This window comes from Streptomyces sp. NPDC048496 (genome assembly GCF_043200055.1).
In the GTDB taxonomy this organism is placed as follows: Bacteria; Actinomycetota; Actinomycetes; order Streptomycetales; family Streptomycetaceae; genus Streptomyces.
Genome location: NZ_JBICXB010000018.1, coordinates 21,072 through 36,094 on the forward strand (window position 1 = coordinate 21,072; position 15,023 = coordinate 36,094).

Here is a 15,023-nt window from a genome sequence, read left to right on the forward strand (position 1 = left end):
GACTCTGTCCCGGAGTCGCGTCTCACAAAGCTGCCGAACCGACAAGCGCTCCGGGTGGCTGCGTCACCAGGCCACTGGAGTCGCGGGGGAGTGTGTCCCGCTCACATGAGATTAACCGGCGAGTAACGAGCGCGCCAGCCCCGAGTCGCTGTGTGCCGGCTCACACTCACCGTGGCCGCCGATACCCTCAGAGTCATGGACGAGGAGTTCCGGTCGCTGACCGACCGGCTGGCGGACGAGGCGGGGGAGTCGGCGGCGTACCGCAGACTGCTCGCCACCGACGACGACGAGGAACTGGCCCGGGTTCTCGTCGAACGGGAGCGACCGCTCTGGGCGCGTGAGATCGCCGCGTTCCGGCTCGGCTGCGGCGGGGACCGACGGGCCTTCGAGGCACTGGTCCTGCTGCTCAACCACCGCGACCCGGAGCGCTGCGTCTCCGCGGCCCACGCCCTGGTGCGCCTGGGCGACCCCCGCACCCCGCGTGCCGCCGCCGCGCTCGCGACGAACCCCCTGCGCACCGCGTACGCCCTGCACCCGGTCCGTCTGCTCACCGCCCTGCGGGCCCCCGAGTCCGTCCCGGCGCTGATCGGCACCCTGGAGCGGCTGCTGGGGCCGGACGAGCCGCACTGGCGGGTCGCGCTGGCCTGTGTGGAGGGTCTGGGACAACTCGGCGACGCGCGGGCCCGCCCGGTCCTGGAGGGGGCACTGCCGCACCCCAGGCTGGCCGGAGCGGCGGAGCGGGCGATCAGCCGGCTGCCGTCGCCGGGCGCGTCCGGCGATTGAGGACGCAGCAGCGGCCGGGCGGGGCCGGCTCCCTTCGCCGGACCCGGCCCCGGTCCTCTCAGAGCCTGTCGGGTGACCTTCGATCGGAGAGCGGACGCGGCGTGGTGCGTGCGATTCCAAGGCGCCGGGATGGCCTCGTAGCGGAGCTACTAGGGCATTTCGGCAACGCCGGAAGCGTGCGTGCCACGCCGTGACCGCCCGATCAGAGGTCGCCCGACAGGCTCTCAGCCGTGGAAGCCGAGCAGCCCGTGCAACATGCCGCCCTTGCTGTCCGCGCGCTTCGCCGACTTCGCCGCCTCGGCGGTCAGCGGCTTCGGCTCGGGCGACGTCCCGCACACCGCATCCACGTCGGCGAGGCTGCCGCCGCCGCGAGGGACGGTGCCCTTGGCGAGATAGTCCGTCAGGTATTTGTCCAGGCATGCGTTGCCGCTCAGCGTGACACCGTGGTTGCCGCCGCCCTGCTCGACGACCAGGCTGGAGCCGCGGAGCCGCCGGTGCAGGGTGACCCCGCCCGCGTACGGTGTGGCCGCGTCCTCCGTGGCCTGGAAGAGCAGCACCGGCGGGAGCGCGTGGTTCGAGACCCGCACCGGATTCAGCGGCTTCACCGGCCAGGAGGCGCACGGTGCGTTGTACCAGGTGTTGCTCCAGGCGTAGAAGGGCGCTTTGGCGTGCACCTTCCAGCTGTCGTTGCGCCAGGTGTTCCAGCTCAGCGGCCACGGGGAGTCGCGGCACTGCACGGCCAGGTACACGGAGTAGCCGTTGTCGCCGTTCGCGTCGACGGCACCGAGCTGGTCGTACGCGGCGACGAGTGCGTCCTGGTCCTTGTGGTTCACGTACGCGGCGAACGCGTCGGCCAGATAGGGCCAGTACCCGTTGTAGTAGCCGCCCGGCAGGAAGGTGTCCTCCAGCTCGCTCGGGCCGACCTTCTTGCCCGCGGGCTGTTTCCGCACCGCGTCGCGCATCCGGTACCAGGCCGCCTCGACCCTCGCCGGGTCCTTGCCGAGCCGGTACGTCTCGTCGTGCTTCGCCACCCAGGCGGCGAACGCCTTCTGGCGGGCGTCGAACGCGTAGTTCTGGCCGATGTTGTCCTGGTACCAGACACCTTCCGGGTCGACGTTCGAGTCGAGCACCAGCCGCCGCACCCGCTGCGGGAACAGCTTCGCGTACACCGCGCCCAGGTACGTACCGTACGAGTACCCGAAGTAGTTGATCTTCGGGGCGCCGGTGGCCTGCCGGATCACATCGAGGTCCTTGGCGGCGCTGACCGTGTCCATGTACGGCAGCAGGTCGGGGTACTTCCTGCCGCACTCCGCGGCGAAGTTGCGCGCCCGGTCGCGGCGGGTCCGCTCCTCGGCGAGGGTCTGCGGCACCGAGTCGGGCCGCGGCGGCTTGAAGTACTTGGGTACGCAGTCCAGCGCCGGGGAGCTCTTCCCGACCCCGCGCGGGTCGAACCCGATCACGTCGTACTGCGCGGCGACGTCCTTCGGGAGAGAGGAGGCCACGAACCCGGCCATGGCCAGCCCGCTGCCGCCGGGGCCCCCGGGGTTGACGAACAGCGGGCCCTGCGAGGTCTTCGCGGTGTGCGGGATCCGGGACAGGGCGAGGGTGATCCGCCGGCCCGACGGGTCGTCATGATTGAGCGGTGTACTGACCTTTGAGCACTGCAGTTTCGGATAGGCCTTGGTGCCGCAGCCGGTCCAGCGGAGTTGCGCGGCATGCGGTGCGACGTCGGTGGCGGCCGCCGGGGACGGCACGGCGGTCACCAGACCGGCGACCGTCGCACCGACGGCGATCAGAATTCCTGAACGATTCGTCATATGGCCTTCCGTGGTGGAGGGAATGCGGCTGCTGTGGCGCAGCCCCCGCCGCATGCTCCCCACATTCGGACACGGAAGGACATGATCGGGTGAGAGTTGACCCGTTTGCCGGGTTGGTGACGGACGGTCAGGGCAGGGTCGGCCGGGTGGGCCCGGGACCGTCCGGCGGCGGCTGCCGGTCGCGCCGTTCCTGCTGGACGGAGATCCGGCGTGCCTCGCCGCTGGTCCGGCCGGTCGCCGAGGAACGGGATGGCGGGTGCCATCAGTACGCCTCCTCGGTAGCGCCGGAGAGGGAACGGAACATTTGTTCCCGTGATCGTTTTTTCCCCTTCGGACCGGCCCGGATTTTGAGCGGCGTGCCGGAGGTGATTGGCTCAGCACACCCCCGAACAACCGAAGTGCTGGAGGAACAGCCATGGCGCAGGTCGAGGCCACGACAGAGCGGATCATCGCGGCGGACGCGGAGACGGTGTTCGACGCGCTGGCCGACTACCAGGAGGTCCGGGGCAAGGTCCTGCCCGGCCACTTCAGCGAGTACGAGGTCCGCGAGGGCGGTGACGGCGAAGGTACCCTCGTCCACTGGAAGCTCCAGGCCACCAGCAAGCGGGTCCGCGACTGCCTGCTCGACGTGACCGAGCCGACCGACGGGCAGCTCATCGAGAAGGACCGCAACTCATCGATGGTCACCACGTGGACCGTCACCCCGGCCGGTGAGGGCCGGTCCAAGGCCGTCGTCTCGACCGTCTGGAACGGCGCGGGCGGCATCGGTGGATTCTTCGAGAGGACCTTCGCGCCCAAGGGCCTTGGACGCATCTATGACGAGCTGCTGCAGAACCTCGCGACCGAGGTCGAGAAGTAGCCTCATGTATCGCTGACCGGCCTCACCGGTTCGGGTGGTTTTTCCGACCGGTTGGTTGTGCGCCGTAGTGGCTCCCACCGGGGGATAAGCCCCCTGAGTGCGCCGTCAGCGCCCCCCGTCGCGTTTGCCCTCCCTTGTCGCGCAATGCGAGAAATGGGCGGCGCAGATGCGGCGAGGGGAGCGGCACGTGGCGGGTGGAATCACTCTGGTGAAGGACGAGCCGGACGGTGCGGAGGACGACGTCGAGGCGGCGATCGCGGATCCGCACGGTGCTCGGACCGCCACCCTGCCCGGTGCGGAGACTCCGCCCTCGCCGCCACCGGGTCCCGACGCCGCGGAGATCAGCCCCCGCCGGATCCGGCTGGTTTTCCTCGGGCTGATGCTCACCCTGCTGCTCGCGGCGCTCGACCAGATGATCGTCGCCACCGCGCTGCCGAAGATCGTCGGTGAGTTGCACGGCCTGGAGAAGATGTCCTGGGCCGTCACCGCCTATCTCCTCGCCTCCACCATCGGGCTGCCGATCTACGGCAAGCTCGGCGATCTCTTCGGCCGCAAAAGCGTCTTCCAGTTCGCCATCGTCGTCTTCGTCGTCGGCTCCGCGCTGGCCGGCTGGTCCCGGACCATGGACGAGCTGATCGCCTTCCGCGCCGTCCAGGGCATCGGCGGCGGCGGGCTCATGATCGGGGTCCAGGCGATCATCGCGGACGTCGTACCGCCCCGCGAGCGCGGCCGTTTCATGGGGCTGATCGGCGCCGCCTTCGGTCTCGCGTCCATCGCCGGACCGCTGCTCGGCGGCTTCTTCACCGACCACGCGTCCTGGCGCTGGTGCTTCTACATCAACGTTCCGTTCGGACTGGTCACGCTGGCCGTCATCACCGTCGTACTGAGACTCCCCAAACCCGACGTCCGGCCCCGGCTCGATGTGCTCGGCGCGCTGCTGCTGGCCGCCGCCTCCACCTGCGTGGTGCTGCTGACCAGTTGGGGCGGTACGGAGTACGCCTGGGGCTCGCGCACCATCCTCGGGCTGGCCGCCGGGGCCGCCGGAACGACTCTGCTCTTCCTGGCCGTCGAGCGCCGCGCGCCCGAACCCGTGATCCCGCTGAGGCTGTTCCGCGACTCGATCTTCAACGTGACCGCGCTCGTCGGCGCGGTCGTCGGCGTCGCCCTGTTCGGCGCCGCCAGCTATCTGCCGACGTTCCTGCAGATGGTCGACGGCGCCACCGCCACCGAATCCGGGCTGCTGATGCTCCCGATGATGGGCGGCATCGTCGGCGCGTCCGTCGTCTCCGGCCAGCTGATCTCCCGTACCGGCCGCTACCGCGTCTACCCGATCCTCGGGAGTGCGATCTCGGTCGTCGGCATGTGGCTGCTCTCCCGTCTCGAAACCGACACCCCACGCCTCGAATACAGCATCGCGCAGGCCGTCCTCGGCATCGGGATCGGCCTGATCATGCCGGTACTCGTCCTTGCCGTGCAGAACTCCGTACCACCCGCCGACCTCGGCACCGCCACCAGCGCGAACAACTACTTCCGGCAGATCGGCGGCAGCGTCGGCGCCGCTGTCTTCGGGACGCTCTTCGCGGGCCGTCTCGCCGACGCCCTCGCCGTCCGCCTCCCGTCAGGCGCCGCCCTCCCCGACCCCGAGTCGCTCACCCCGCAGCTGGTCCACGCCATGGAGCCGGCCCTCCGCGACAGCTACATCCAGGCGTACGCCGACGCGATGCCGCGGATTTTCCTCTACCTCGTGCCGGTGCTCGCACTCGGCCTCGTCATCGCCTTCTTCCTCAAGGAGAAACCGCTGGTGTCCCACCACAGCCCCGAATCCGCAGCCGCCGAGTCCGCCACCCCCATCCCGGCCGCCCGCACCACCCACGCCCCTCCACCGCCTGTCCACCTGTCGGGCGTCCCGGTGTGCGGCTGCGTCCAGCACCCCGACGGTACGAAGGTCCCACGCGCCGCCCTCACCCTGATCGACATCCAGGGGAAGCAGGTCGGCCGCGGCGCGAGCGGCGACGACGGGCGGTACGCGCTGAGCGTGCCCGGCTCCGGTTCGTACGTCCTCATCGCGGCGGCCGGAGGGCACCAGCCGCAGGCCGTCAGTGTCACCGTCGGCGAGCGGCCCGTCGAGCTCGACGTGGTGCTCGGCGGTGCGGGCCGGCTGGCCGGGACCGTCGTCACGGCCGACGGGATCCCGGTGCGGGACGCCGCCGTCACGCTCACCGATGTGCGCGGCGAGGTCGTCGCGTCCACCCGCAGCGGCCGTGAAGGCGGCTATGTGATCTCGGAGTTGGTGGCCGGTGAATACACCCTCGCCGCCAGCGCCCCCGCCTTCCGGCCCGCCGCGCTGCCGGTCAGTGTGCAAGCGGCCAGGGAGACCCGGCAGGACATCGAACTGGCCGGCGGCGCGGTGCTGCGCGGCGTCGTACGGGCGAGCGGCGGACGGCCCGTCGAGGACGCCCGGGTCACGCTCCTGGACGCGGCGGGCAATGTCGTCGGCACCCTGACGACCGGGCCCGACGGGGCGTTCCGCTTCGTGGACCTGTCGACCGGCGAGTACACCGTCATCGCGGCGGGGTACCCGCCGGTGGCCACTGTCCTCCAGGTCGCGGGCGGCGGACGCACCGAACGTGACCTGCAACTCGGTCATGAGGACTGACGCCGCGTCAGTGGTGACCGCCGCCGTCGCCGGACTCGTCGCACTCGGGCTCGCCTGCTCGGCCTGTACGACGGGGGCGGCGGCGAACCAGGGCGGAACCTCGTCCCCCCGCCCCGGCGGCCCCGCGGCCGCCACCACCGCCTACACCCCGTACGTCAACGCCACGACCGCGGCCGACACCGACTCCGTGGGTTCCCCCGACACGTACAACCTCGCCTTCGTCGTCGCCGGCGACGACACCTGCACCCCGCGCTGGGGCGGCACCGCCGAGGCCACCAGTGCGTCGGTGACCTCACGCGTCGCCCGGCTGACGTCGACCGGCGCGAACGTCCGGGTCTCGTTCGGCGGGGCCGCGGGGACCGAGCTGGCGCTCGCGTGTGACAGCGCCGAGGAGCTGGCCGACGCCTACGCCCGGGTGCTCGACGCCGTCGGTGCCACCAAGGCCGACTTCGACATCGAGGGCGACGCACTCACCGACCGGGCGTCGATCACCCTCCGCGACAAGGCGCTCCGCCTCCTGCAGAAGCGGCGGCACCTCGATGTCACGTACACCCTGCCCGTGATGCCGGACGGCCTGGAGTCCACCGGTACGGCTCTCCTGAGCGACGCCGCCGGGCAGAACGTCGACATCTCCGCGGTGAACATCATGGCCATGAACTACGGCTCCTCCCACGACGGTGACATGGGCGACTACGCGCGGCAGGCCGCCGAAGCCACCCATGACCAACTCGCCGACGTACTCGGGCTGTCGGACACCGAGGCCTGGCAGTCGCTGCACATCACGGTGATGCTCGGTGTCAACGATGTGGCAGGGGAGACGTTCACCCTTGCCGACGCCGCATCCCTGCGCGCTTTCGCCCGGCGGACCGGTGTCGGCGCGCTCTCGATGTGGGCCACCTTCCGCGACCAGGAGTGCACCGACGAGGACACGTCGAAGGCGAGCAGCACCTGCAGCGGAGTCGAGCAGAAGCCGGGAGCGTTCGCGAGCGCGCTGGGGGGATGACGGCCGTCAGCGCCCGGCGTCACTCGGTATGTCACTTCGTACGTCTGAGTGCGTCGTTCCCCATCCCATCGACGGCGGCTCATCACCACGGTGTGACCCGGTGGACCACCGCGTGACCCACGGGCAGGCCACGGCGTGCCGACTGGGGCCCGGGTACGGGATCCGGACCGTTGAAGGCCGGGCATCGGGGTCCCCGCGCCGACGGGCCGTACGACTGACCCCGCAGCGGACTGGACCTCTGGAGCCGACAACACCTCTGGCCTGGGACTCCGCCGCCGCGTACGGTGTTGCCGCATGAAGATCTCCCTTCGCGAACGGCCGCTTCGGGAGCCTGTCGGGCGTTCCTCCGGGGCCGAGGCAGGCAACTGCTGCCACGGCCGGAACGCATGCCTGCTGACCTGCGAGAGGACCGATACACCGTGAAGATCCTCATCAGCGCGGACATGGAAGGCGCCACGGGCGTGACCTGGCCGTCCGATGTGCTGCCCGGGACGCCGCAGTGGGAGCGCTGCCGATCGATGTTCACCTCCGATGTGAACGCGGCGGCCCTCGGCTTCTACGACGGGGGCGCCGACGAGGTGCTGATCAACGAGGCCCACTGGTCCATGCGCAACCTGCTGCTGGAGCGGCTCGACGAGCGGGTCCAGATGCTCACCGGGAGGCACAAGTCCCTCAGCATGGTGGAGGGCATCCAGCACGGTGACGTCGACGCGATCGCCTTCGTCGGCTACCACACGGGAGCCGGTACGGAGGGCGTGCTCGCCCACACGTACCTGGCCAACTCCATCACCGGCGTCTGGCTGAACGGGGTCCGCGCCAGCGAGGGACTGCTCAACGCCCATGTCGCCGCGGAGTACGGCGTGCCCGTCGTCCTCGTCACCGGCGACGACCTGACCTGTGTGGACGCCGACGGATACGCCCCCGCCGCCCGCAAGGTCGCGGTGAAGGACTACGTGTCGCGGTACGCCGCGGTGTGCCGGACCCCCGCTCGTACCGCGGCCGATATCCGCGCGGCCGCCAAGGAGGCCACCTCGCTCGCCGGGCGCGTCGAACCGGTGCGGGGCGGCCCGTTCACGGTGGAGCTGGAGTTCGATGCCGAGCATCTGGCCGCAGCGGCCACCGTTGTTCCCGGCGTGGTGCCCAGTGGCGAGCGGCGCGTCGCCTACACCAGCGCGACGATGTACGAAGGTATTCGCACGTTCAAGGCGGTGACGACGATCGTGTCGTCCGCCGTGGAGGAACAGTATGGCTGAGGCGACCACCCCCCAGGACTCCGTCGACGGCCTGGCACTCGACGAATCCGTGACGTTCACGTCCGAACTGATCCGGATCGACACGACCAACCGGGGCGGCGGCGACTGCCGGGAGCGCCCGGCCGCCGAGTACGTCGCCGAACGGCTGGCCGCCGCCGGGCTGGAACCCCAGCTGCTCGAACGCACCCCGGGCCGCACCAACGTGGTCGCCAGGATCGAGGGCACCGACCCGTCCGCCGACGCGCTCCTCGTCCACGGGCATCTCGACGTCGTGCCCGCCGAGGCCGACGACTGGACCGTGCACCCCTTCTCCGGGGAGGTCCGCGACGGTGTCGTCTGGGGCCGCGGCGCCATCGACATGAAGAACATGGACGCGATGGTCCTCGCCGTCGCCCGGGCCTGGGCCCGGGCCGGTATCCGGCCCCGCCGGGACATCGTGATCGCGTACACCGCCGACGAGGAGGCCAGCGCGGAGGACGGCTCCGGCTTCCTCGCCGACCGGCACCCCGAACTCTTCGAAGGGTGCACGGAGGGCATCAGTGAGTCCGGCGCCTTCACCTTCCACGCCGGACCGGGGATGCCTCTCTACCCCATCGCCGCGGGCGAGCGCGGGACCGGATGGCTGAAGCTCACCGCCCACGGCAAGGCCGGGCACGGCTCGAAGGTCAACAGGGCCAACGCGGTCACCGCACTCGCCGCGGCCGTCGCCCGGATCGGCGCGCACGAATGGCCGGTACGGCTCACCCCGACCGTACGCGCCGCCCTCACCGAGATCGCCGCCCTGCACGGCATCCGCGCCGATGTCGACGCCCCCGGGTTCGACGTGGACGAACTGCTCGGAAAGCTCGGACCGGCCGCGGCCCTGGTCGAGCCGACCGTCAGGAACAGCTCCAACCCGACGATGCTCGAAGCCGGGTACAAGGTCAATGTGATCCCCGGCCACGCGGTCGCCTACATCGACGGCCGGACGGTGCCCGGTGGCGAGGACGAGTTCCACGCCACCCTGGACCGGCTGACCGGACCGGGCGTCGACTGGGAGTTCCACCACCGCGAGGTCGCTCTGCAGGCGCCGGTCGACTCACCGACGTACGCGAAGCTGCGCGCCGCCGTCGAACGCTTCGACCCGGACGGCCATGTCGTGCCGTACTGCATGTCGGGCGGCACGGACGCCAAGCAGTTCTCCCGGCTCGGCATCACCGGCTACGGCTTCTCACCGCTGAAGCTCCCGGTCGGCTTCGACTACCAGGCGCTCTTCCACGGCGTCGACGAACGCGTGCCCGTCGAAGCACTGCACTTCGGCGTCCGCGTACTCGACCACTATCTGCGCACGGCCTGACCCGCACGGGGGGATTGAACATGGTGTCCACAGAGCCTTACGGAACATGGCCGTCGCCGATCGACGCACGGCTGGCCGCCTCGCACGACGGCCGCCCGGAGTACGTCGGCGCGGTCGGCGACGAGATGTGGTGGACGGAGCCGCGCCCGGCCGAGGCGGGCCGCCGCGCCCTGGTCCGCCGCCGGGCGGACGGGACCACCGAATCCGTGCTGCCCGTTCCGTGGAACGTACGCAGCCGCGTCATCGAGTACGGCGGACTGCCCTGGGCCGGTGCCGGGCGCGCCGACGCCGGACCGCTGATCGTCTTCGTGAACTTCACCGACCAGCGGCTGTACGCGTACGCGCCCGACGGGCCCGACGAACCATGGCCGCTCACACCGGTCTCGGCCGTCGGCGGCGGACTGCGCTGGGTCGACCCGCAGCTGCGCCTCGACCGGGGCGAGCAGGGCGAAGTGTGGTGCGTCCTGGAGGAGTTCACCGGCGAGGCACCCACCGATGTGCGCCGGGTGATCGCCGCCGTACCGCTGGACGGATCGGCGGCCGACGACCGCGGCGCGGTACGCGAACTCTCCGACGGCCGGCACCGCTTCGTGACCGGGCCGAAGCTGTCGCCCGACGGGCGGCGCGTCGCATGGATCGCCTGGGACCATCCGCGGATGCCGTGGGACGGCACCGAGGTGATGCTCGCCGACGTCAGCGACGACGGCACGTTCCGCAACACCTCGAGCTTCGGCGGCGGACCCGGGGAATCGGTGCCGCAGATCGAGTGGACCACCGACGGACAGCTCCTCTTCGCGAGCGACCGCAGCGGCTGGTGGAACCTGTATCGCGCCGATCCGCACCGGGGCGCGGTGGCGCTCTGCACGCGGGAGCAGGAGTTCGCCGGGCCGCTCTGGAAGATCGGGCTCAGCTGGTTCCGCCCGCTGGAGAACGGACTGATCGCCACCATCCACGGCAAGGGCACCACCACCCTCGGCATCCTCGACCCGGAGACCGGCGAACTCGCCGACGCCGCCGGTCCCTGGACCGAGTGGGCCGAGACGCTCGCCGTTCACGGCAGCCGGGTCGTCGGCGTCGCCGCGGGCCCGCAGAGCGCGTACGAGGTGGTGGAGCTGGACACCGCGACGGGCCGCACCCGGATCATCGGCGCGCAGCACCGCGACGCGGTCGACCCCGCGTACTACCCCGCACCGCAGAACCGCACCTTCACCGGGCCCGAAGGCCGTGACATCCACGCCCACATCTATCCGCCCCGCAACCCTGAACGGGCAGGCCACGAAGGCGAGTTGCCGCCCTATGTCGTGTGGGCGCACGGTGGTCCCACCGGGCATGCCGCGCTCGTCCTCGACCTGGAGATCGCCTACTTCACCTCGCGTGGCATCGGCGTCGCCGAGGTCAACTACGGCGGCTCCACCGGCTACGGCAGGGCCTACCGCAACCGGCTGCGCGAACAGTGGGGCATCGTCGACGTGGAGGACTGCGCCGCCGTCGCCCGGGCGCTGGCAGCCGAGGGCACGGCCGACCCGGACCGGCTCGCCATCCGCGGCGGCAGCGCCGGCGGCTGGACCACCGCCGCGTCGCTGACCAGCACCGACGTCTACGCCTGCGGCACCGTCAGCTATCCGATCCTCGACCTGACCGGCTGGGGCACCGACGAGACCCATGACTTCGAGTCGCAGTATCTGGAGTCCCTGATCGGCCCGCTCGCCGAGGTCCCGGACCGCTACCGCGCGCGGTCGCCGATCAACCACGCCGACCGGCTGACCACACCGTTCCTGCTGCTCCAGGGGCTGGACGACGTGATCTGCCCACCGGTCCAGTGCGAGCGGTTCCTGACCGCCATCGAAGGGCGCGGCATCCCGCACGCGTATCTCACGTTCGAGGGGGAGAGCCATGGATTCCGGCGGGCCGACACCATGATCGCCGCACTGGAGGCCGAACTCTCCCTCTACGCCCAGACCTTCGGCATCGACCGCCCCGACGTACCACAACTGGAGCTGAAGAAGTGACGCTGACTCCTCTGACCCGCGCCGCCCGCCTGCGACCGGGTGCCAGGGTCGCCGTGGTGTCGCCCAGCGGACCCGTGCCGGGCGACCGCCTCGAGGCGGGTCTGGACGTGCTGCGCGACTGGGGCCTGGAGCCCGTCGAGATGCCCCATGTCCGTGATGTACACCCGGAGTTGGGCTATCTCGCCGGTACGGACGAGGCGCGCGCCCGCGACCTTGAGCAGGCCTGGTGCGACCCGTCTTTCGACGCGGTGCTGTGCGCCCGCGGCGGATACGGGGCGCACCGCATGGTCGACCTGGTCGACTGGGCGGCGATGCGCACGGCCGGGCCCAAGGTGTTCGTCGGCTACAGCGACATCACCGTGCTGCACGAGGCGTTCGCCCAGCGCATGGGGCTCTCGACGCTGCACGGACCGATGGTCGCCGCGGAGACCTTCCTCAAGGACCCGGACACCCAGGAGTCGCTGCGGGCCACCCTGTTCGAGCCGGAATCGGTACGGACCCTGGGCCTTCGCACGGCCGGGGTGCTGGTGCCCGGCCGGGGCAGCGGCATCACGTACGGCGGCTGCGTGAGCCTGCTCGCCGCCGACATCGGCACCCCGCAGGCCCGGACGTCCGCCCGCGGCGGGCTGCTGATGATCGAGGACACGACGGAGGATCCGTACCGCCTCGACCGCATCTTCACTCAACTGCTGCGGGCCGGGGCGCTGTCCGGGATATCCGGGGTCGCCTGCGGCTCCTGGCAGGGCTGCGAACCGTACGAGGAGGTGCGTGCGGTCCTGGCCGACCGGCTCGGCGGGCTGGGCGTGCCCGTCGTCGAGGAGCTGGGCTTCGGCCACGGCCCGACGGCGCTGACGATTCCGCTCGGCGTGCCCGCGGTGCTGGACGCGCCGGAGGACGGCGGTCCGGGCACGCTGACGGTCGAGGTGCCCGCGCTGATCTGAACAAAGTCCGGCTGGTGAACCGGCTGGTCTCACCGGTGCGGGTGCCCGACGTCGCCCGGCCGTTCACCGTGCAGCTGCCGGGCATCGCGCACCGGTACTGGGTCCTGTCCGGTCGATCTTCTTGGATCAGCCCGGGGCGTCTGGTGCGGCGCATCGCAAGGCGGAGGATCGTCCTCGTACTGGACGTACGTGGGCGGCTCCGACAACGCGGCGAGGTGCCGTGCCAGACGCCCCGGGCCCACGAAGATCGGCAGGACAGGACCTAGGCGGGGCACCGGCTCGAATGCGTGATCGCGGCCGGCGGCAGCGCGTACTTCGGCAATCGCGGCATCACACCGGTCACCGTCGTCAGCAGCCCGCAGGACACCGGCGTGCCGGAGCTGCCCGTGGTTGCAGGACGGGTGTACCGACCCGGAACGGACCGTCACCTGTACGGCCGCACGCCACCGCCCCCGGGCGCGGGATGGGGGCATCCTGGAGTCGGGGGCGGTGGCGTATCAGGACCAGGGAAGGGGCCCAGCCATGAGCCCGAAGAACGTATCGAGCGGTGGCAAGGGCAGCGTCGGACCGTTCTCACCGTCCCGCATCGTTGTCCTCGTCATCGCGGTCCTGTCGGTCGTCTTCATCGCCGAGAACACCGGCGAGGTCACCATCCGTCTGCTGGTCCCGCTGGTGACGCTGCCCCTTTATGTGGTGCTGCTCGCGATGTTCGCGGCCGGCATGGTGTGCGGCGGCTATCTGTTCCGCCGCCGTCCCAGGTGAGCCCGGCACGCCGTCTACGCTGTCCGGATGTCTGACAACGTTTACCTGGCCGAGGGCTCGCGGGTGGGGATCCGCCCCTTCACCCCCGCAGACGCCGAGGAGTTCACCAGCCGGGTCAAGGAGAGCGGCGACCTGCACCGCCCGTGGCTGTTCCCGCCCGACGACGCGCGCGCGTACGCCGCTTACGCGGGCCGGCTGATCGAGGACCCCACGAAGGCGGGCTTCCTCGTCTGCGAGCGCACAGCCGTCGACGACGGGAAGGGGAACGCGGCCGGAAGCGACCCCATTGCAGGCTTCATCAACATCAACAACATCGTCGGCGGCGCCTTCCGCTGCGGCGCGCTGGGATACGGAGCGTTCGCCCATGCGGCGGGGCGCGGCCTGATGAGCGAAGGCCTCGGTCTGGTCCTGCGGCACGCCTTCGGCCCGCTCGCCCTGCACCGCCTGGAAGCGAACATCCAGCCCGGCAACACGGGCTCGATCGCCCTCGTGCGCCGGGCCGGCTTCCGCCTCGAAGGCCTCTCCCCGGACTTCCTCTTCATCGACGGGGCGTGGCGGGACCACGAACGGTGGGCGATCACGTCGGAGATGCTCGCCCCAGGTCCTTGATCCGTAAGAAAGGCCCCAGGGGGTGTCCCGTCCTGATCCGCCGGACACGCCTCAGGCAAGCACGGTTCCCCCGAGCGCCGCGGAACGGAGGGGGAAGCGCTGTGGCAAGGCCGGTTCGCGCGGCCCCCGGGGGCGCGGCGTGCGCCCGGGGGCCGGGCCGATGAGAAGGATCCCGCGGGCGGTCGTCGATCGCGAGTTTGTTGAACTTTCATGCATCGACTACGCTCGGGAGCATGAACTTGAATGTTCAAGTTCTATTTTTCGTCTAGAAGGGCACCTGCCGCATGACTTCCGCCGTCCACCCCGCCCGCTCTTCCTCCATCGGTAGCGCCAAGAGTCCCTCGTTGCACGCCTACGATGTCGGGCTGCTGATCCTGCGCCTGGTCCTTGGGCTGACTGTCGCAGCGCATGGCGCGCAGAAGCTGTTCGGTTGGTTCGGCGGCGGCGGGCTCGAAGGTACCGGCCAGTTCTTCGCCATGAGTGGATATCCCTCCGGCAGGACGATGGCGCTCATTGCGGGGCTGAGTGAGACCCTCGGCGGACTCGGTCTCGTCTTCGGCCTGCTCACGCCGCTTGCAGGCGCCTCCGTCCTCGGCACGATGATCAACGCGCTGGCCGTCAAGTGGGGCGGTGGTTTCTTCGCCCCTGAGGGCGTCGAGTACGAACTCCTGCTGGCTGCAGGTGCGGCCGGGCTGGCCCTCGCCGGGCCCGGCAGGCTCGCCGTCGACCGCTTCCTGCCCGGTCTGCGGGCGCACCGGCTCCTGTACGGCGTCGCCGCCGTGGTGCTGGCGGTGGTGATCGCCGGCCTGGTCCTGCTCATCCGTAACTGACCACTGTCGTCCGCCCGCTAGCGATACCGGGTAAATCCGTGCGGGGATGCGCCAAGGCCGTACGCCAAAGACCATGACGTGATGTGGCGCCGGCCCGCAAGGGCTGGCCCACCGCCGAGGACATGCGAGCCCGCCCGCTCGCCCTCGACGCTGTCGTCGCACGTT

Annotated in this window: 12 protein-coding genes; 11 read left to right on the forward strand and 1 reads right to left on the reverse strand. The window is 70.8% G+C overall.

Going from position 1 to position 15,023, the window contains the following annotated elements:
* Nucleotides 1–195 precede the first annotated feature (195 nt).
* Nucleotides 196–783: an adenylosuccinate lyase gene (locus tag ACGFSA_RS18305; RefSeq protein WP_393305353.1), complete on the forward strand. Its 588-nt coding sequence runs from the start codon at nt 196–198 to the stop codon at nt 781–783.
* 224 nt (nt 784–1,007) lie between these two features.
* Here the strand turns inward: ACGFSA_RS18305 and ACGFSA_RS18310 are convergent, their stop codons facing one another.
* Nucleotides 1,008–2,600: an alpha/beta hydrolase gene (locus tag ACGFSA_RS18310; protein ID WP_393305355.1), complete on the reverse strand. Its 1,593-nt coding sequence runs from the start codon at nt 2,598–2,600 to the stop codon at nt 1,008–1,010.
* Between the two features lie 415 nt (nt 2,601–3,015).
* Between ACGFSA_RS18310 and ACGFSA_RS18315 the strand changes: the two genes are divergently transcribed.
* The 10 genes from ACGFSA_RS18315 to ACGFSA_RS18360 all read left to right on the forward strand — a co-directional run bounded on the left by ACGFSA_RS18315 (nt 3,016) and on the right by ACGFSA_RS18360 (nt 14,858).
* Nucleotides 3,016–3,459 (forward strand): SRPBCC family protein, encoded by a 444-nt coding sequence (locus ACGFSA_RS18315; RefSeq protein WP_393305357.1) that lies wholly within the window; start codon nt 3,016–3,018, stop codon nt 3,457–3,459.
* A 187-nt stretch (nt 3,460–3,646) separates the two neighbouring features.
* Nucleotides 3,647–6,115: an MFS transporter gene (locus tag ACGFSA_RS18320; protein ID WP_393305359.1), complete on the forward strand. Its 2,469-nt coding sequence runs from the start codon at nt 3,647–3,649 to the stop codon at nt 6,113–6,115.
* Nucleotides 6,105–7,118: a chitinase gene (locus ACGFSA_RS18325; protein ID WP_393305361.1), complete on the forward strand. Its 1,014-nt coding sequence runs from the start codon at nt 6,105–6,107 to the stop codon at nt 7,116–7,118. The genes ACGFSA_RS18320 and ACGFSA_RS18325 overlap by 11 nt, the downstream gene beginning before the upstream one ends.
* Before the next feature lie 419 nt (nt 7,119–7,537).
* Nucleotides 7,538–8,371 (forward strand): M55 family metallopeptidase, encoded by an 834-nt coding sequence (locus ACGFSA_RS18330; RefSeq protein ID WP_393305363.1) that lies wholly within the window; start codon nt 7,538–7,540, stop codon nt 8,369–8,371.
* A complete protein-coding gene (locus ACGFSA_RS18335; protein ID WP_393305365.1) occupies nt 8,364–9,707 on the forward strand; it encodes a M20/M25/M40 family metallo-hydrolase in 1,344 nt (447 codons plus the stop codon). The genes ACGFSA_RS18330 and ACGFSA_RS18335 overlap by 8 nt, the downstream gene beginning before the upstream one ends.
* A gap of 20 nt (nt 9,708–9,727) precedes the next feature.
* Nucleotides 9,728–11,716 carry a prolyl oligopeptidase family serine peptidase gene (locus tag ACGFSA_RS18340; protein WP_393305367.1) on the forward strand — a complete coding sequence of 663 codons (1,989 nt, stop codon included), beginning with the start codon at nt 9,728–9,730 and terminating at the stop codon, nt 11,714–11,716.
* Nucleotides 11,713–12,657, forward strand: a complete 945-nt coding sequence (locus tag ACGFSA_RS18345) for an LD-carboxypeptidase (protein WP_393305369.1) — start codon at nt 11,713–11,715, stop codon at nt 12,655–12,657. Before ACGFSA_RS18340 ends, ACGFSA_RS18345 begins: the two co-directional genes overlap by 4 nt.
* A gap of 522 nt (nt 12,658–13,179) precedes the next feature.
* The gene (locus tag ACGFSA_RS18350) at nt 13,180–13,419 is read left to right on the forward strand and encodes a lipopolysaccharide assembly protein LapA domain-containing protein (RefSeq protein ID WP_393305371.1); all 240 of its coding nucleotides are present in this window, start codon (nt 13,180–13,182) and stop codon (nt 13,417–13,419) included.
* 27 nt (nt 13,420–13,446) lie between these two features.
* On the forward strand, nt 13,447–14,028 hold the full coding sequence (locus ACGFSA_RS18355) for a GNAT family N-acetyltransferase (protein ID WP_393305373.1): 582 nt from the start codon (nt 13,447–13,449) through the stop codon (nt 14,026–14,028).
* Between the two features lie 284 nt (nt 14,029–14,312).
* Entirely contained in the window at nt 14,313–14,858 is a 546-nt protein-coding gene (locus ACGFSA_RS18360; protein ID WP_393305375.1) for a DoxX family membrane protein, read from the forward strand.
* Nucleotides 14,859–15,023: the final 165 nt, after the last annotated feature.

Coding starts and splice junctions, on each gene's coding strand:
- ACGFSA_RS18305 (WP_393305353.1), top strand. CDS start 196: ATGGACGAGGAGTTCCGGTCGCTGACCGACCGGCTGGCGGACGAGGCG.
- ACGFSA_RS18310 (WP_393305355.1), bottom strand. CDS start 2,600: ATGACGAATCGTTCAGGAATTCTGATCGCCGTCGGTGCGACGGTCGCC.
- ACGFSA_RS18315 (WP_393305357.1), top strand. CDS start 3,016: ATGGCGCAGGTCGAGGCCACGACAGAGCGGATCATCGCGGCGGACGCG.
- ACGFSA_RS18325 (WP_393305361.1), top strand. CDS start 6,105: ATGAGGACTGACGCCGCGTCAGTGGTGACCGCCGCCGTCGCCGGACTC.
- ACGFSA_RS18335 (WP_393305365.1), top strand. CDS start 8,364: ATGGCTGAGGCGACCACCCCCCAGGACTCCGTCGACGGCCTGGCACTC.
- ACGFSA_RS18340 (WP_393305367.1), top strand. CDS start 9,728: ATGGTGTCCACAGAGCCTTACGGAACATGGCCGTCGCCGATCGACGCA.
- ACGFSA_RS18350 (WP_393305371.1), top strand. CDS start 13,180: ATGAGCCCGAAGAACGTATCGAGCGGTGGCAAGGGCAGCGTCGGACCG.
- ACGFSA_RS18355 (WP_393305373.1), top strand. CDS start 13,447: ATGTCTGACAACGTTTACCTGGCCGAGGGCTCGCGGGTGGGGATCCGC.
- ACGFSA_RS18360 (WP_393305375.1), top strand. CDS start 14,313: ATGACTTCCGCCGTCCACCCCGCCCGCTCTTCCTCCATCGGTAGCGCC.